Raw genomic sequence first — 15,844 nt, forward strand, 5'->3', positions numbered from 1 at the left:
CGGTGCTGGAGACCGGTCGGGGGAGTTGTCCGACCCGTCCGACCCGTCCGACCCGTCCGGCCCAGCACCGCGCGCGGGGCGGGCGCAGGGCTGCGATCTTCGGAGGGACCCGGCAGTGCCCGACTGCCGGGTCCCGTCGTTCCGAGACCGTGGAGGCCCGGATGTGGCAGGCTCCCCCCGCCCCCGTCAGCCGTGAGTGGCTTCCCACGCTGGACATGCCGGCGCCCGCCCGGCAGGCCCGCTGGACGGTGCTGCTGCGCTTCCTGCTGCTGATCCCGCAGTTCGTGGTGGTGTGGGTGCTGTCGGTGGTGGCGTTCTTCGTCACCGTGATCGGCTGGTTCGGCGCGCTGGTCCTCGGCCGGCTGCCCGGGTTCGCGGCGGACTACCTGAGCGCCTTCGTCCCGTACGAGACCCGGGTCACCGCCTACCTGATGCTCACCGTGGACCGCTACCCGCCGTTCCGGTTCGACGCCCCCGAGTACCCGGTGCAGGTCGGGCTGCGGCCGGGCGAACTGAACCGGCTGGCCGTCCTGTTCCGCATCATCCTGGTCATCCCCGCCTCGATCGTGCAGGGCCTGCTGCACGCGGGCTGGTGGATGGTGTCGTTCATCAGCTGGCTGGTGGTGCTGATCCTCGGCCGGATGCCGCAACCGCTGTACGAGGCCACCACGGCGATCCTGCGCTACCAGATGCGCTACACCGCCTACCTGGTGATGCTCACCTCCGCCTACCCCAAGCGGCTGTTCGGGGAGGAGCCGGGCAGCGAGCCCGAGCGGGTGTCGGCCACCCGTCCGCTGGTGCTGAGCGGCGGCGGGCGCGGCCTGGTCGTGCTCTTCCTGATCCTCGGCCTGGTCTCCTGGGCGACGAGCTCGGTCACCGCCTCGGTGAACACCGACGACAACGACGACGACAACGGCGTCAACCCGACCCAGCACGTCATCGCGCCCCTGGTGCCCGGCCCGCACTCCGGCCCCCGCTGACGGCGGGAGGCCGGGCCTCAGGACCGGTCGGCCGGCGCGGCCTCCCGGGCGGCCTGCTTGACGGCGGCGATCAGCTGGTGGCGGCGGGCGCGCAGCTCCTCGGGGCGGACGGCGAGCGAGACGCTGCCGATCACGGCACCGTCCGTCCCGAGGACCGGGGCTGCGAGGCAGGCCAGCCCCGTCCGGGCCTCCTCGACGTCCAGGGCGACACCGGTGCGGCGGATCCGCCGCAGTTCCTCGTCGAGCCGCTCGACGGAGGCGATCGTGTGCGGGGTGAACCGGCGCAGGCCGGGCTGCTCCAGGTAGCGGCGGCGCGCGGCCGGGCCGGCGGCGGCCAGGGCGATCTTGCCGTGGGCGTAGGCGTGCGAGCGCGGGTCGACGCCGACGGTGAGGTCGGGCCGCTCCCCGTCCTCGGCGGCGACGGTGCGCACGTCGGCGATCACCAGGCCGTCGCCCTGGTAGGCGACGTAGTTGGCGCAGGCGCGGGTGGCGTGCCGCATCCGGGCGAGCACGCCGTCGATGCCGTCGGTGAGGCCCATCTGCCGCTGGAACGCGCGGTGGAGGGCGGAGACCTGGTAGCCGAGGGTGTAGCCGCCGTCGGTGCGCACCAGGTAGCCGCGCTCGGTGAGCGGGGTGAGGAGGGTGTAGGCCGTCGACAGCGCGCAGCCGAGGCTGCGGGCGAGGGCCTTGGCCGAGACCGGCGCGGTCGACTGCGCGACGAGTTCCAGCACCTCCAGGGTGCGGTCGGCGGCGCGCGGCCCGGTCTGACCGGCCATGACGGGGCTCCTCCTGCTGGTGCTGCGTGATCCGTCCAGTGTGCCGGGGGCCGGAGCGGGGGCGGCCACCGGCCCCCGATCCGGCCGGTGCCCGACGCCGCCCGACGCCGCCCGGGCCGGGCAGGGCCGGGCAGGGCCGGGCAGGGCTCAGGCCTCGCGCGGGGTGATCTCGCCCATCAGGTCCCAGCCCTCGCGGTCGGGGAGGTCGACGCTGATGATCCGCGGCTTGGCGGCGACCGCGCCGGACAGCGTCTCCATGGCCTGCCGGAAGTGCGCCGACTCGACGTGCGCCCGCCCGGCCCCGCCGTCCCGGAACCCCTCGACGAGCACGTACTCGTCCGGGTCGTCCACGCTGCGGGACCAGTCGAAGAACAGGTTGCCCGGCTCGGCCCGGGTGGCCTCGGTGAAGTCGGCGACGATGTCGAGCCACTGCGCGCTGAGCTCGGGGCGGACGGGGAACTTCACGGTGATGAAGATCATGGCGCTCTCTCGGATCGGGGAGACGGTGGAACCCCCACCCTGCCCGAGCCCGGCCCGGCCGGGGGAACGCACCGCGCCGCGATTCCACCCATGCCGGAAACCGCCCCCCTGCCGGACCGGCCCCGGCGGTCAGGCCAGGTCAGGTCAGGCCAGGACGGCCGGCTTGAGCACCTCCTCGCACCACTGGCGGAAGGATGTCGGGCTCGCGCTCCGCGGGGTGCGCTCCACCCCGGCGTCGAGGCCTTCGTCCTTGGCCCGCATCATGTCGGCGAAGCCCTGCGCGAGCGCCTCGCTGTAGCCCCGCCCGGGGAGCGAGGCGCGGAACTCGTCCAGCGGCCGGCGCTCGTAGCGGACCGGGCGGCCGAGGACCTCGGACATGATGCGCGCCATGTCGTTCGCCGAGAGGTCCTCCGGGCCCAGCACCGGAACCTCGCCCGTCCCCGTCCATGAGCGGTCGAGCAGCAGGTCGGCGGCGGCCGCGGCGATGTCCCGGGTGGCGGCCAGGGGCGCCGGGCGGTCGGCTACGACGGTGGAGCTGTAGACGCCGTGGTCACGGATCAGGGCGGTCTGCCAGAGCAGGTTGTCCATGAAGGAGGGGTTGGCGAGCGCCCGGTAGGCCGCGCCCGTGCTCGCGAGGAGGTCGTCCATGGCCAGCGTCGCCGTCACGTGCCCGGCGCGGTCGGCGACGGGCGTGCCGCGGCCGAGCGCCGAGACGCCGACGACGTGTCGGACGCCGTGGGCCGTGAGGGCCTCGGCGGCGGGGCGGGCGAACCCGGAGTAGACGGCGTCCAGGCTCGGCGCCTGCGGCGTCGGCGGGGCGACCCAGAAGACGGCGTCCGCGCCGGCGAAGGCCCGGTCGACGACCTCGGCGTCGTCGTGCCGACCGACGACGACGTCGACGCGGGCGCGGACCGCGTCCGGGAGCTTCCCCGGATCGCGGACGACGACGCGCAACTCCTCGCCCTGGGAAGGGGATCGGTGGAGCAGGAGGTCGAGGAGCCGGCCGCCGATCCGGCCGGTGGGAGTGGTGATGACGATCATGCGTCGAGTCTCCGGGAGGGCCGACCGCGGGGTCCAATACCCTTCCTGGGCATTGATACCTTTCAGGCATGGATCTCGACCTGCGCAAGCTCCGCTACTTCGTCGCGGTGGCCGAACACCGGCACTTCGGCCGGGCAGCCGAACAGCTCTACATCACCCAGCCGGTGCTCAGCCGTCAGATCAAGGCCATGGAGCAGGAGTTGGACTGCACCCTGCTCGTGCGGACCACGCGCAGCGTGGAGCTGACCGCCGCCGGGAAGCAGCTCCACACGGAGGCGCAGGGAATCCTCGCAGCCGTCGCCGCGGCGGTGCAGCGCGTGCACGACGCCGACCTGGGCACCCGGCGGCTCGTCGTCGCCTTCTCGCCCGGGCTCCACGTGTCGGAGGCGATCCGGGCGTTCGCGCTCCGACACCCGGACGTCGAGACCGACGTCGTCCCGTCGCGCTGGTGGGAGCAGGACGCGCCGCTGCGCGACGGCCGCGCCCAAGTGGGCTACCTGCGGCGGCCGTTCGACGACGCGGGGCTGCGTACCGTCCCCATCGGTCGGGATCCCCGGGTCGCCTGCCTGCCCGCCGCGCACCCGCTGGCCGGCCGCGCCGAGCTCACCACCGCGGACCTCGACGGCGAGCGGATGCTCGACGTGCCGATCCGGCGGACGGCCTCGCTCGAGGAGAAGTTCGAGCTGATCGCGGCCGGACACGGCATCGGGCTGGTCCCGCTGAGCGTCGCGCGCTCCTATTCCCGGCCGGACCTCGTCCACCTGCCCGTCACCGACGCCCCCGGGCTCGAGACCTGCCTGGTCGTCCCCGCCGGCCGGCGGGAGAAGCTGCTGCGCGACTTCCTGGAGATCGCCACCGCCACATTGCGGTGCGGCTGACCTTCCCGCCTGGGGAATCCGGTCCGCGGGAATCGACAGGACGCCGGCCGGGGCGCCCGGCTACGCTGCCCCGATGATCGAGGACGGAGCCACGGACCAGGGCAGCGTGACCACGGTCCGGCGGATCGGCGACACCATCCGCCGGCCCGCCGGCGCGTGGACACCCGCGGTGCACGCGCTGCTGGCCCACCTGGAGGCGGTGGGCTTCACCCGGGCCCCGCGCCCGCTAGGCGTCGACGGCACCGAGGAGGTGCTCTCGCTGCTGCGCGGCGAACCCGCCTTCGCGCCCTGGCCGCCCGCCCTGCGCTCGACCGGGGGGATCCGCGCCCTCGGGCGCTGGCTGCGCGAGTACCACGACGCCGTCCGGGACTTCCGGCCGCCCGCCGACGCGCGGTGGCAGGGAGCCGAAGAGGAGTGGCGGCCCGGCCTGGTCATCCGGCACGGCGACCTCGGCCCGTGGAACGCCGTCTGGGACGGCGGGCACCTGGTCGGCTTCATCGACTGGGACTTCGCGGCGCCCGGCCACGCGCTTGACAACCTGGCCCAACTCGCCTGGTACGCCGTGCCGTTGCGCTCCGCCGAGCAGCAGCGGCGAGCCGGGGTCGCCGGGGAGCACGCGCTGCGGGAGCGCCTCGACGCGCTGTGCTCCGCCTACCGGGCCCGGCCGTCCGCGGTGCTCGACGCCCTGGACGCCCTGCAGACCCGGGAGGCCGCGCGGATCGAACGGCTCGGCGGGCTCGGCGAGGAGCCCTGGGCGAGCTTCCTCGCCCGCGGCGACGCGGCCGAGATGGCGGCCGAACAGGCCTGGCTCCGCGCGGAGCGCGCGGCCCTGCTCGACTGACTGCGCGGGCGACGCGCCGCCGGTGGTCCGGGAGTTCTGCGGTGGCGGCCGTCACCATGCTGGGCGTGAAGACTCTTCCGCGGTGTGCGACCGCCCTGGTGCTCGCCCTGGTCCTGGCCGTGGGCCCGGCCGGCCTGGCCGCCTCACCTGCTCGGGCCGACCAGGGCCGACTCCGGCTCGAAGCGGGCTGGGCGGCCCTCGCGCCCGGGGTCGGATACCGGGAACTGACGGTGCGCACCCCGCACGGCGACGCGCGGGTCTACGCCGTCCGCGCCGACCTGCGCGGGCCCGGGGTGCGGGCGGACCTGCTGTTTCCCGGGGCGGTCGCGGCCCGGGCTCCGCTGACCGCGATGGCCGGCGCGCGCAGTGCGGTGGCGGCGGTGAACGGGGACTTCTTCGACATCAGCGAGGAGCAGCACCCGGGGGTGGCGGCCACCGGGGCGACCTCCGGCCCGGCCGTGTACCGGGGGCGGGCCCTGAAGGCGGCGGTGCCGCAGGCGCAGCGGTTCGGCTGGTGGCCACCGCCGGGCGACACCGACCAGGACGTGCTCGGAGTCGGGGTGGACGGGGTGGCACGGCTGGGGCGCCTGGTGCTGCGGGGCCGCGTGCGGGCCGCAGGCGGTGCCTGGCCGCTGGGCGGGCTCAACCAGTACGCGCTCCCGGTCGGCTCGATCGGCGTGTTCACGCCCGAGTGGGGCGAGGTCTCGCGGGCCCGCGCCGCCTGCGGGAACGACGAGTCACGCAAGGCCCCCTGCACGGCGCAGACCCGGGAGGTGACGGTCCGCCAGGGCCGGGTGGCGGCGGTGTCCGACACCCCGGGCAGCGGGCCGATCCCCGCGGGCAGCACCGTGCTGCTCGGCCGCGAGGCGGGCGCCCGGGCACTGGCGGGCCTGCCCGTCGGTGCGCCGGTCGCCGTGGACTACCGTCTGGAGTCGAGCGAGCCGGTGCCCTTCCGCTTCGCGCTGGGCGCCTACCGGCTGCTGCGCGACGGGCAGGCACTGGCCGGGCTGGACGCCACCGCCGTCGAGCCGCGCAGCGCGGTGGGTCTCGCGGACGGGGGACGGGTGCTGACGCTGCTGTCCACGGACGGACGCGAGGGCACCTCGACCGGCCTGAGTCTGACGGAACTCGCCCGGACGGTAAGCGAGTTGGGCTGCCCCGACGGCGTCTACCTGGACGGCGGAGCCTCCGCCACCCTGGTGGCCCGGGACCGCGCCACCGGAGAGCTCACGGTGCGCAACCAGCTCGACCACGGCCGGGAGCGACCGGTCCCCAACGCGCTGGGCATCTTCGCCGGGTGACACCCGGTACCCCGGGGGCCTCAGGCCAGGCGCAGCACCAGCTTTCCGGTGTTCTCGCCGCGGAAGAGCATCCCGAGCGTCTCCGGGAAGTCCGCGACAGTGCCCTCGACCAGGTGCTCCTTGACCTTGATCCGGCCCTCGCCGATCCAGCCCGCGAGCTCGGCCGCCGCCTCCGGGTACCGGCGGGCGTAGTCGAACACGACGAAGCCCTCCATCCGCGCCCGCCGCACCAGCAGCGACAGGTAGTTGGACGGGCCCTGGACGGACTCCTCGTTGTTGTACTGGCTGATCGCGCCGCAGACGACCACCCGGGCGTGCATCGCCAGCCTGGTCAGCGCGGCGTCCAGGATCGGGCCGCCGACGTTGTCGAAGTAGACGTCGATGCCGTCGGGGGCGTGGGTGCGCAGCGCCTTGCGGACGTCCTCGGCGCGGTAGTCGATCGCGGCGTCGAAGCCGAGCTCGTCGGCCAGCAGCGCGCACTTCTCGGGCCCGCCGGCGATGCCGACCACCCGGCAGCCCTTCACCTTGGCGATCTGCCCGACCATCGTGCCGACCGCCCCGGCGGCGCCGGAGACCACCACGGTCTCACCCTCCTTGAGCGCGCCGACCTCCAGCAGCCCGAAGTAGGCCGTCATCCCGGGCATCCCGAGTGCCCCGAGGTAGGTGGACAGCGGGGCGAGCGCGGGATCGACCTTGAGCGCGCCCTTGCCGTCCGACACCGCGTAGTCCTGGACCCCGAAGGCCCCCACCACGTGGTCGCCGACCCGGAACTTCGGGTGGTTCGACGCGACCACCTCGACCACCGACCCGGCCCGCATCACCTCGCCCAGCCCCACCGGCGGCAGGTACGACGGCCGGTCGTCCAGCCACCCGCGCATCGCCGGGTCGAGCGAGACGTACCGCGTCCGCCCCAGGAACTCCCCGTCCCCGGGCACCCCCACGGCCTCCTCCCCGTATGCCCAGTCCTCCGGCCGCACCTCGCCGACCGGTCGACGGGCAAGGCGGATCTGGCGGTTGAGGTCGGTCATGGCGACTCCTGGGGGACGTACTGGCGCGGAACACGGACAGGTGACCGATTCTAAGCAAGCGCTTAGTCATATGACCAGAGAACGTCCGGATTCAGTGGGTTGGGCGTGGTGAAGTGCAGAGGAGGGGGTTGGGGCACCGATAGTCTTTCCGCCGGGCAGCCCCCGAGCGCGGAGACCGGCGCCGGAGAGGAGAACAGCTAGTGGGCACAGCGCAGATCGGTCCTGGCGACTACAGCCAGGTACCGAATCCGGAGCAGGCTCTGAAGTACGCGATCCAGCACATTGCGGGTGAACGCGTCGAGATCATCGAGGGAGTCATCACCCCCGTGTCGCCGTCCTGGGCGCATGAGCGCGCCACCGCCCTGATCGGCAAGCAGCTCGGCCGCCGCATGGACGAGCTGGGCCTGTTGGCGGGCTCGGGCAATCTCGATCTGCCGGGCACGCAGAACTTCTACCTGCCTGACATGGCCGTTCTGCCGGAGGAGCTCTTCGAGTCGGAGGGAGCCCTACTGCCGGACCAGACGCTCCTGGTGGTCGAGGTGACCTCGCCATCGAATGCCGACACCGACCGGACCGTGAAGCGCCGGCGCTACGCGCAGTTCGGTGCTCCGCTCCACCTGCTGGTGGACCGCCAGGAGGGGGCCTGCACGTTGTTCTCCCAGCCGGGAGAACTCGGTTACACCCGGGTGGAGGGCCCGCACCCCTTCGGCCTGCCGGTGCGGCTCCCCGAGCCCTTCGAGGTGGACCTCGACACCACCAGGTTCTGACCCGTCGCCCCCTCAGGCGGCGACGGGCAGACCGGTGAGGACGAAGCACGCCCCGCGGCCCTCGTGCGGGGCCGGTTGGCGGGCGAGCAGGTCGGCGTTGTGGGCGCGGGCGATCTGGCGGGCCATGGCGAGGCCGAGGCCGGAGCCGGGGAGGCTGCGGGCGGTGTCGGATCGGTAGAAGCGGTCGAACACGTGGGGGAGGTCCTCGGCGGCGATGCCGGGGCCGTGGTCGCGGACGGACACCTCCAGGGTTTCGCCGCGGTCGCCGGTGCGGGCCACCCGGACTTCCACGGGGCCGTGCCCGGCGCCGAACTTGGCGGCGTTGTCGAGCAGGTTCCCCAGCAGCCGCACCAGTCGGGCGGGGACGCCCGGGACGACCGCCTCGGCGGCGCCGGGGCCGACGGTGAGGGTGAACTCCTGCCCCGGCCAGTGTCCGCGTGCCGAGGTGACGGCGTGTTCGACCAGGGGCAGCAGGCGGAACCGCTCGACCAGGGCCTGGGGTTCCTCGTCGCGGGCGAGTTCGACCAGGTCGTTGACCATGCCGGTGACCTCGCGCAGCTGCCGCCCCAGGGCGGTGGCGGCCCGGGCGCGCTGGGCGTCGGTGAGGCGGTCGCCGCGGGCCAGCAGTTCGGCGTTGGTGCGGAGCGCCGTGAGCGGGGTGCGCAGTTCGTGGGAGGCGTCGGAGACCAGGCGGCGCTGGGCGGTGACCGACCGTTCCAGCGCGTCGAGCATGGTGTCGAAGCTCTCACCGAGGCGGGTGACCTCGTCGCGGCGGCGGCCGGTGGCCGCGTGGGAGGTGATCCGGTGGTGGGGGTCGCCGGTGGCGGTGATCCGTTCGACCGTGGCGGTGAGCCGGGCCACCGGGCGCAGGCCGGTCCGGGAGACCCACCAGCCGAGGAAGCCGGCCGCCAGCACCCCGGCGGCGCCGAGTCCGGCGAACGCGGCCGCGGACTGCCGTACGGCGCGGTCCACCCCGTCCGAGCGCAGCACCACCTGGAGGGCGGTGCCGCCCCGGAACGGCGTGACCAGCATGCGGGCGGGGAACCCGCCGATGGCGGTGGTGCTGAAGTAGGCCCCGCGCTGTCCGGCGGCGACCTCGCGCACGGCCGGGGTGACCGGGAACAGGTACGGCGCGACCGCCGAGCGGGGGTCGCGGGCCGGGTCGGCCGGGACGACCTGGGTGCAGGCCGGGGCGGCCAGGTAGCGGCACTGCCCGGAGAGCACGCCGGGCGGCTCGCCGCCCTGCTGCTGGGCGCCCTGCTGCTGGGCGGCGACGGTGGCGGCCTGGGTGAGCTCCAGCTCCAGCTGGTGGGTCAGCTCGTAGCGGATCACCGCGAAAGCGGCCCAGCTGAGGCCGAGTGCGACGGTGGCGACGGCCAGGGCGGTGGCGACGGCGAGTCGGACGCGGAGGGTCACGAGTCCGCGGCCAGTCGGTAGCCGACGCCGTGCACGGTGTGCACCAGGCGCGGTTCGCCGCCCGCCTCCAGCTTGCGGCGCAGGTAACCGACGTAGACGGCCAGGGAGTTGGACTCGGGGCCGAAGTCCTGCCCCCAGACGCGTTCCAGCAGGGTCTCGCGGGTGAGCACCTGCCCGCTGTGGCGCAGCAGCAGCTCCAGCAGGGTCGCCTCGGTGCGGCTGAACTCCAGTCGGCGGGCGCCGCGGTGCCCGGTGCGGGTGCGCGGGTCCAGGACGAGGTCGGCGTAGCGCAGTTCGGCGTCGGCCTCGCCGCCGGGTGCGTCGAGCGCGGCGCGGCGCAGCAGCGCGCGCAGCCGGGCGGTCAGCTCGGCCAGGGCGAAGGGCTTGACGAGGTAGTCGTCGGCGCCGGCGTCCAGCCCGTCGACCCGGTCGCTGATGTTGTCCCGCGCGGTCAGCACGAGCACCGGGGTGCGGTCGTGCAGTGCCCGCAGCTGGCGGCAGACGGCGAGCCCGTCGAGGACCGGCATCATCACGTCGAGCACGACGGCGTCCGGCTCGTGGGAGGCGATCTTGGCGAGGGCGTCGTGCCCGTCGACCGCGGTGACCACCTCGTAGCCCTCGACGGTGAGTCCGTCGGCCACGGCCTCCCGCACCTCCTGGTCGTCGTCCGCCACCAGAATCCGCACCGCCGGCCCTCCGTTCCTCGTACCCCGTCGACCTGCTCCGTCCCGGCGGGCCGTGCCCTTCCGGGCATACCGAAAGATAGCGGGCGAAGGCGCGCATTCTCTTAAAGGCCTCTTAGGCCGGGCCGCCACGGTGGTGGCCATGCACACACCTCTCTCGGTCGTCATCGGCGCCGGCGGTACCGGCGGCCACATCTACCCGGGCCTGGCCTTGGCGGAGGCCCTGCGGAAGACCGACCCCGACGCCGTGATCTCGTTCGTCGGCACCACCCGGGGCCTGGAGACCCGGCTGATCCCCGAGGCGGGGTACCGGCTGCACACGGTCGACATGATCCCCTTCGACCCCTCGCTCGGCGCCCGGCGCTACCTGCTGCCGGCGGACCTGGTCCGGGCCGCGAAGCAGGCCCAGCGCGTGGTCGAGGACCAGCGGGCGCAGGTCGTGGTGGGTATGGGCGGGTACGCCTCCGCGCCGGCCGTGCTGGCCGCGCGGATGGCCGGCCTGCCCAGCCTGATCCACGAGTCGAACGCGGTGCCGGGCCGGGCCAACGTCTTCGCCGCGCGGCTCACCCCGCACATCGCGCTCGCCTTCGACGAGACCAGGGCGCACCTGCCCAGGGCCCGTCGGCACCGGGCGGTCACCGTCGGCATGCCGCTGACCGGCGCGGTGGCCCGGCTCGACCGGCAGGCCGAGCGCGCAGAGGCGCGCCGCCGGCTGGGCGTTCCGCCCGGGGCGCGGCTGGTGCTGTTCAACGGCGGCAGCCTGGGCGCGCGACGGCTGACCGAGGCGGCGCTCGGCCTGGCCGAGCGCTGGCGCGACCGGACGGACGTCCGGCTGCTGGTCAAGACCGGCCCACAGGCCCTGGACGGCACCCGGCGGCAGCTCGCCGCCAGTGGCGGTGCCGCCGTCGCCGAGGCGGTGCCGTACCTGGACCGGATGGACCTCGCCTACGCCGCCGGCGACCTCGTGGTCTGCCGGGCCGGGGCCGCGACCGTGGCCGAACTCGCCACGGTGAAGGTTCCCGCGGTGCTGGTGCCGTACCCGCACGCGCCGGGCGACCACCAGTTCCACAACGCCAAGGTGCTCGCCGACGCGGGGGCGGCGCGGATCCTGCGCGACGAGGACACCGACGCCGACTCCCTCGCCGCCGTGCTCGACCCGTTGCTGGCGGAGCCGTCCCGGCTGGCCGCGATGGGCGCGGCCGCCACCGGGGGGACCCACGCGCAGGCCGCCGACCTGCTGGCCGACTGGGTCCGCCGACTGGCCGGCCGCTCCCACGACTCGACCACGACCACGACCACGACGCGTACCCCGATCCCGACCCCGATCCCGACCCCGATCCGCACCATCGAAACGGAGCTCGCAGAATGACCGACACCACCACCCGTGACAGCTGGGCCGACCGGACCGTCCTGGTCACCGGCGCCGAGGGCTTCATCGGCTCCACCCTGGTCGACCTGCTGGTCGCGCGCGGCGCCGAGGTCCGCGCCCTGGTCCACTACAAGCCCTACGCCGAACGCGGCCACCTCGCCGCCCACCTCGGGAGCGACCGGGTCGAGATGCTGGCCGGCGACGTCCGCGACGCCGGCCGGGTCTCGGACGCCGTGGCGGGCTGCGACACCGTCTTCCACCTCGCGGCGCTGATCGGGATCCCGTACAGCTACGACTCCCCGGGCGCGTACGTGCACACCAACGTCGTCGGCACCCAGAACGTGCTGGAGGCGGCGCGGCGCCACGGCGTGCGGCGGGTTCTGCACACCTCCACCAGCGAGGTCTACGGCACCGCGCTCACCGCGCCGATCGGGGAGGACCACCCGCTCCAGCCCCAGTCCCCGTACTCCGCCTCGAAGATCGGGGCCGACATGATGGCGCTGAGCTTCCACCACGCCTTCGAACTGCCGGTCACCGTGGTGCGGCCGTTCAACACCTACGGGCCGCGCCAGTCCGCCCGCGCCGTGATCCCCGCGATCCTCGCCCAACTCCACGCCGGGGTCAGGGAACTGCGCATGGGCTCGCTCACCCCGACCCGGGACTTCACCTACGTCACCGACACCGCGGCCGGCTTCCTGGCCCTGGCCGACTGCGACCGCGCGGTGGGCGAGGCGGTCAACCTGGGGACGGGGCGCGAGGTCTCCATCGGCGACCTGGCGGGCGCGCTGATCGCCGCCTCGGGCCGTACCGACGTCGAGATCACGGTCGACCCGGCCCGGCTGCGCCCGGCGGGCAGCGAGGTGCACCGGCTGCTCTCCGACAACTCCCGGGCCCGGACCTGGTCGGGCTGGGAGCCGGAGGTCCCGCTGGAGGAGGGGCTGGCCAAGACCTCGGCCTGGGTGGCCGAGCACCTCCACCTGTTCGACCCGAAGCGCTACGCGGTCTGATCACCGCCCCGCGCCGCCCGAGCGGTGCCGCACGGCCCGAGCGGCGCGCCCCCCGGTGGGGGACGCGCCGCTCGGCTGGTTCGCTCAAGTGGATTGTCAGAACTGGGTGCTGACGGTCACTCCGCTGAAGTCGGTGGTGGCGTACAGGCTGACGTACCGGTAGCCGGCCGCCGGGTTGGTGACGGTGAGCGTCTGGGTGGTGCCGGGGTCGGTGGAGGAGGCGGTGAAGGCGCTGGGGGAGGCCCAGGTGTCGGCGTTGTAGTAGAGCGCCGCGTTGCCGGTGCCGCCGGAGGTGGAGACCTTCAGGGTGCTGGTGCCGGCCGGCAGGTAGACGTAGAAGTAGTCCAGGTTGCCGGCGGTGCGGGCCTGGTTCGGCCGGGAGCAGTTCTGGCCGAGCGCGTCGGTGCGCGGGTCGGTGCAGGTCGGCAGGGTGGTGCTGCCGCCGGTGGTGACGGTGACCGAGGTCGGGGTGGCGGCGGTCTTGCCGGTGCTGTCCGTGACGGTCAGGGCGACGGTGTAGGTGCCGGCGGCGGCGTAGGTGTGCACCGGGTTCTGCTCGTCGGAGCTGCTGCCGTCACCGAAGGTCCAGTGCCAGGAGGCCAGCGAGGCCTGGGAGTTGCTCTCCACGGACTTGTCGGTGAGGGTGACGGTGGCGCCGTTGACGGCCTGGGTGAACAGGGCGGTGGGGCCGTCGGCGTAGCAGGCGCCGGCCGCGCAGGCGTTCAGCCAGGTGTCGAAGTCGGCGTCGTAGGAGGTGCCGAGGCCGTTGTAGACCGCGTAGCCGCCCTGGTAGTCACCGGTCCGGAAGTGGCCGAGCATGTTCTGGACGTCGGCGGGGTGCTTCTCCAGCATGTACCGCACGGCCAGGTAGCCCCACGGGTAGGTGCGCACCGTGTCCGAGTTGGCGTAGGTGTTCTGGAGGACGGTGCTGAGCTTGTACCGGTGCGTGGCGGCCTCGGCCATCGCCTGGGTGTCGGTGGTGCCGCGGTAGGTGTAGGACTCGTACTCGGCGACGCCCTCGATCCACCAGATGTCCGGGACGGAGATCTCGGTGCCGAAGTTGCCCTTCATGTCGTAGATGTTGTCGAGGTAGTGGGTGTACTCGTGGTTGAGGTTCCACACGTTGGCCGGGAAGCCGTCGTCGTAGGACTTCTTGTACATCACCGACACGGGCTTGTTGTCGGGGTCGGTGACGTCCATGACGGTCTGGCCGCCGTTGTCGGTGGAGTTGTTGTAGATCGCCCAGGAGTAGGTGAGGTAGTCGTCGCGGTTGGCGAAGACGGCGAGGGTGATGGTCTTGCCGTACTGGCCGGGGATCGCGCCGGGGTCCTTGACCATGTTGTGGAAGAAGGTGTCCTCGCCGCGCAGGCTCGCGCAGACGGTGGCCAGCTCCGCGGCGGTGAGGTCCTCGGTGCGTATGGTGCGGTTGTCGCAGACCAGGGTGTTGGGCAGCACGGCGGCGGTGAGCTTGCCGGGCAGGTCGCAGGTGCCGTAGTAGGAGCACTGGGCGTTGTCGAACCGGTTGGCGTTGTACGCGGTGTACACGTAGAGCTTGCCGACGGCGCCGGAGATCGGGGTGCTGTCGAGCACCTGCTTGATCAGCGGCTTGGCGACGGCCTCGACGGCGGCGCCGTCGCCGGCGGTGCGGGCCAGGGCGTTGCCCGCGTTGACGGTGAGGAAGGCGTTGGGGGTGGCGAGCAGGTCCTTGTGGCCCTGCGCGAAGTTCGCCAGCGTGGTGACCACGCTCGGGTCGGCGGTGACGGCGCTGACGAAGGCCGGGTTCCAGTTCGCCCGCCACAGCGGCGCCCAGAGCACGGAGTTGACGGCGTTGACCATCTTCGGGAAGGCGTTGTAGCCGTTGCCGTAGCTCTTCAGGACCTGCTGGTAGACGTTCAGGTACTGCGCCTGGAGTTCGGCGCTGTCGGTGAGGATCAGCACCTCGCTGAGCACGGCGCCGTTGGCGTCGCTGACGTCCGTCCGGTGCGCGGTGGCGAAGAAGGCGTCGAGGCCGGACTTGACGGCGGCGGTGAGCGTGGCGTCGTACGGGCCCACGGTGCTTGCGTTGTTGGACTGCACGTAATAGCCGGCGCGCAGGAAGAGCACCAGCTGCAGCAGGTTGGCGGAGTTGTCGCCGCCGTAGCTGCCGGCCTGGGCCTGGAAGGCCTTGGCCACGGCGAGCATCTGGGACTGCTTGAAGACGTCGGCCGCGTCGGTGCCGGTGACGTTGTACAGCGTCTTGACGCAGTCCGTGGTCGAGGCCTGGACGAAGGAGGCCAGGTCGGCGCCGCTGCGGCTGCCGAAGTCGGAGGGCGCGCAGCCGGCCGCGGCGGGCGCCTGGGCGGTCGGCGCTTGCTTGGACGCGGCGGGGGACTTCGGGTGCGGGGTGGTCTGGACGGCCGTCCCGGTCGGCTGGAGCGCCTGGCCGAGCAGCTCCGCCGGGAGCGGCGCGGCCGTGCGGCCCAGCTCCTCGGAGGAGTCGGGGGCGGCGATCTCGGCGCCGAACGGCTTCGGCGCGGCCGGGGCCTTGGTGGTGGGGGCCGCCGCGGCCGGGGCGGGGGCCGCGACGGCCGCCGTGGCGGCGGCGAGGGCGGGGGTGGGCAGGAGGGCGGCCGGGCCGGCGAGGGCGGCGGCCACCAGGAGCGGAAGGGATTGGCGCAGACGCACTGCGGTGTCCTTGTCCTGAGGTGGGGGAGGTGATGTGGCGTCAGTCATGAGGCGGAGGGGGATTGACGTGTTACCTGTCACCGGATTCAGGGTCAGAACAATGTCACAGGTTATATGTCACGACAAGAGTCCGCGCAGCGGTGGTCGGAGCCGGGGGTGACAGGGGACGAGGGCTGCGGGTTCGCCGTTCGATAAGCGATCGCGTTCGGTTCCGATCGCAGATCGGGTGTGGACGGGCGACCTCCGGACGCTGCATGCTCGTCTCCATGGTGGGGAACGCGAGTACGAAGCGAGGCGGCCGGGACGCGGCGGCTCTGCTCGCCTGCCCGTGCCTGTCCCCCGCGCCGATGCCGTCGCTGACCAGCCGTCGCATCGTCGACTTCGGCCTGCTGGGCTCGTCCGGCTGTCGCTGAGCCGACGCCCGCGGCGCCCCGGCCGGCCCGAAGGGCCGACCGCCTCCGGGCCGTACCCCCCCGGCCCACCGGCGTGTGGGGGAGGCCCGGCCGCCATCCGTTCCGGCTCCTGCTGGATCCAGTGGCCGCAGCCGTCGAGCACGTGTGAGCCGACCAGGCCCGGGAGGCTGGTGGGGAAGGCGCCGATCGCGTCGGCCAGC

Annotated in this window: 15 protein-coding genes and 1 pseudogene; 8 read left to right on the forward strand and 8 right to left on the reverse strand. The window is 73.7% G+C overall.

Annotated features, from left to right (window positions below):
* Positions 1-161: 161 nt before the first annotated feature.
* Positions 162-980 (forward strand): DUF4389 domain-containing protein, encoded by an 819-nt coding sequence (locus ABTY61_RS37415; protein ID WP_350509658.1) that lies wholly within the window; start codon positions 162-164, stop codon positions 978-980.
* A 17-nt stretch (positions 981-997) separates the two neighbouring features.
* On the opposite strand, the gene ABTY61_RS37420 is transcribed toward ABTY61_RS37415, so the two are convergent.
* The 3 genes from ABTY61_RS37420 to ABTY61_RS37430 form a co-directional block, all read right to left on the reverse strand.
* A complete protein-coding gene (locus ABTY61_RS37420; RefSeq protein ID WP_350509659.1) occupies positions 998-1,756 on the reverse strand; it encodes an IclR family transcriptional regulator in 759 nt (252 codons plus the stop codon).
* 147 nt (positions 1,757-1,903) lie between these two features.
* Positions 1,904-2,236 carry a putative quinol monooxygenase gene (locus ABTY61_RS37425; protein WP_350509660.1) on the reverse strand — a complete coding sequence of 111 codons (333 nt, stop codon included), beginning with the start codon at positions 2,234-2,236 and terminating at the stop codon, positions 1,904-1,906.
* A gap of 144 nt (positions 2,237-2,380) precedes the next feature.
* Positions 2,381-3,277 (reverse strand): NAD(P)H-binding protein, encoded by an 897-nt coding sequence (locus ABTY61_RS37430; RefSeq protein ID WP_350509661.1) that lies wholly within the window; start codon positions 3,275-3,277, stop codon positions 2,381-2,383.
* Positions 3,278-3,345: 68 nt separating this feature from the next.
* On the opposite strand from ABTY61_RS37430, the gene ABTY61_RS37435 reads away from it, so the two are divergent.
* The 3 genes from ABTY61_RS37435 to ABTY61_RS37445 all read left to right on the forward strand — a co-directional run bounded on the left by ABTY61_RS37435 (position 3,346) and on the right by ABTY61_RS37445 (position 6,297).
* Positions 3,346-4,155 carry a LysR family transcriptional regulator gene (locus tag ABTY61_RS37435; protein ID WP_350509662.1) on the forward strand — a complete coding sequence of 270 codons (810 nt, stop codon included), beginning with the start codon at positions 3,346-3,348 and terminating at the stop codon, positions 4,153-4,155.
* Positions 4,156-4,228: 73 nt separating this feature from the next.
* The gene (locus ABTY61_RS37440; protein ID WP_350509663.1) at positions 4,229-4,996 is read left to right on the forward strand and encodes a phosphotransferase; all 768 of its coding nucleotides are present in this window, start codon (positions 4,229-4,231) and stop codon (positions 4,994-4,996) included.
* A gap of 65 nt (positions 4,997-5,061) precedes the next feature.
* Entirely contained in the window at positions 5,062-6,297 is a 1,236-nt protein-coding gene (locus tag ABTY61_RS37445; protein ID WP_350509664.1) for a phosphodiester glycosidase family protein, read from the forward strand.
* A 20-nt stretch (positions 6,298-6,317) separates the two neighbouring features.
* Here ABTY61_RS37445 and ABTY61_RS37450 read toward each other — a convergent pair whose 3' ends face one another.
* The gene (locus ABTY61_RS37450) at positions 6,318-7,325 is read right to left on the reverse strand and encodes an NADP-dependent oxidoreductase (protein WP_350509665.1); all 1,008 of its coding nucleotides are present in this window, start codon (positions 7,323-7,325) and stop codon (positions 6,318-6,320) included.
* Positions 7,326-7,525: 200 nt separating this feature from the next.
* Between ABTY61_RS37450 and ABTY61_RS37455 the strand changes: the two genes are divergently transcribed.
* Positions 7,526-8,092: a Uma2 family endonuclease gene (locus tag ABTY61_RS37455; protein ID WP_350509666.1), complete on the forward strand. Its 567-nt coding sequence runs from the start codon at positions 7,526-7,528 to the stop codon at positions 8,090-8,092.
* A gap of 12 nt (positions 8,093-8,104) precedes the next feature.
* Here the strand turns inward: ABTY61_RS37455 and ABTY61_RS37460 are convergent, their stop codons facing one another.
* Together ABTY61_RS37460 and ABTY61_RS37465 are read right to left on the reverse strand one after the other, a co-directional pair.
* Entirely contained in the window at positions 8,105-9,508 is a 1,404-nt protein-coding gene (locus ABTY61_RS37460) for a HAMP domain-containing sensor histidine kinase (protein WP_350509667.1), read from the reverse strand.
* On the reverse strand, positions 9,505-10,194 hold the full coding sequence (locus ABTY61_RS37465) for a response regulator transcription factor (RefSeq protein WP_350509668.1): 690 nt from the start codon (positions 10,192-10,194) through the stop codon (positions 9,505-9,507). The genes ABTY61_RS37460 and ABTY61_RS37465 overlap by 4 nt, the downstream gene beginning before the upstream one ends.
* Before the next feature lie 139 nt (positions 10,195-10,333).
* Between ABTY61_RS37465 and murG the strand changes: the two genes are divergently transcribed.
* A complete protein-coding gene (gene murG / locus ABTY61_RS37470; protein WP_350509669.1) occupies positions 10,334-11,560 on the forward strand; it encodes an undecaprenyldiphospho-muramoylpentapeptide beta-N-acetylglucosaminyltransferase in 1,227 nt (408 codons plus the stop codon).
* Positions 11,557-12,567, forward strand: coding sequence for an SDR family NAD(P)-dependent oxidoreductase (locus tag ABTY61_RS37475; RefSeq protein ID WP_350509670.1), 1,011 nt, complete (start codon positions 11,557-11,559; stop codon positions 12,565-12,567). The genes murG and ABTY61_RS37475 overlap by 4 nt, the downstream gene beginning before the upstream one ends.
* Positions 12,568-12,663: 96 nt before the next feature.
* On the opposite strand, the gene ABTY61_RS37480 is transcribed toward ABTY61_RS37475, so the two are convergent.
* Positions 12,664-15,231, reverse strand: a complete 2,568-nt coding sequence (locus ABTY61_RS37480) for a collagenase (RefSeq protein ID WP_350509671.1) — start codon at positions 15,229-15,231, stop codon at positions 12,664-12,666.
* Positions 15,232-15,497: 266 nt separating this feature from the next.
* Here ABTY61_RS37480 and ABTY61_RS37485 point away from each other — a divergent pair, with 266 nt between their 5' ends.
* Positions 15,498-15,644 carry a hypothetical protein gene (locus ABTY61_RS37485; RefSeq protein WP_350509673.1) on the forward strand — a complete coding sequence of 49 codons (147 nt, stop codon included), beginning with the start codon at positions 15,498-15,500 and terminating at the stop codon, positions 15,642-15,644.
* A 106-nt stretch (positions 15,645-15,750) separates the two neighbouring features.
* On the opposite strand, the pseudogene ABTY61_RS37490 reads toward ABTY61_RS37485, so the two are convergent.
* A pseudogene (locus ABTY61_RS37490) lies at positions 15,751-15,844 on the reverse strand (alpha/beta fold hydrolase); the annotation flags it as partial.

Origin of the sequence: Kitasatospora sp. NPDC096128, assembly GCF_040303105.1 — a bacterium.
GTDB lineage: Bacteria > Actinomycetota > Actinomycetes > Streptomycetales > Streptomycetaceae > Kitasatospora.

Coding starts and splice junctions, on each gene's coding strand:
- ABTY61_RS37415 (WP_350509658.1), top strand. CDS start 162: ATGTGGCAGGCTCCCCCCGCCCCCGTCAGCCGTGAGTGGCTTCCCACG.
- ABTY61_RS37420 (WP_350509659.1), bottom strand. CDS start 1,756: ATGGCCGGTCAGACCGGGCCGCGCGCCGCCGACCGCACCCTGGAGGTG.
- ABTY61_RS37425 (WP_350509660.1), bottom strand. CDS start 2,236: ATGATCTTCATCACCGTGAAGTTCCCCGTCCGCCCCGAGCTCAGCGCG.
- ABTY61_RS37430 (WP_350509661.1), bottom strand. CDS start 3,277: ATGATCGTCATCACCACTCCCACCGGCCGGATCGGCGGCCGGCTCCTC.
- ABTY61_RS37435 (WP_350509662.1), top strand. CDS start 3,346: ATGGATCTCGACCTGCGCAAGCTCCGCTACTTCGTCGCGGTGGCCGAA.
- ABTY61_RS37440 (WP_350509663.1), top strand. CDS start 4,229: ATGATCGAGGACGGAGCCACGGACCAGGGCAGCGTGACCACGGTCCGG.
- ABTY61_RS37450 (WP_350509665.1), bottom strand. CDS start 7,325: ATGACCGACCTCAACCGCCAGATCCGCCTTGCCCGTCGACCGGTCGGC.
- murG (WP_350509669.1), top strand. CDS start 10,334: ATGCACACACCTCTCTCGGTCGTCATCGGCGCCGGCGGTACCGGCGGC.
- ABTY61_RS37475 (WP_350509670.1), top strand. CDS start 11,557: ATGACCGACACCACCACCCGTGACAGCTGGGCCGACCGGACCGTCCTG.
- ABTY61_RS37485 (WP_350509673.1), top strand. CDS start 15,498: ATGGTGGGGAACGCGAGTACGAAGCGAGGCGGCCGGGACGCGGCGGCT.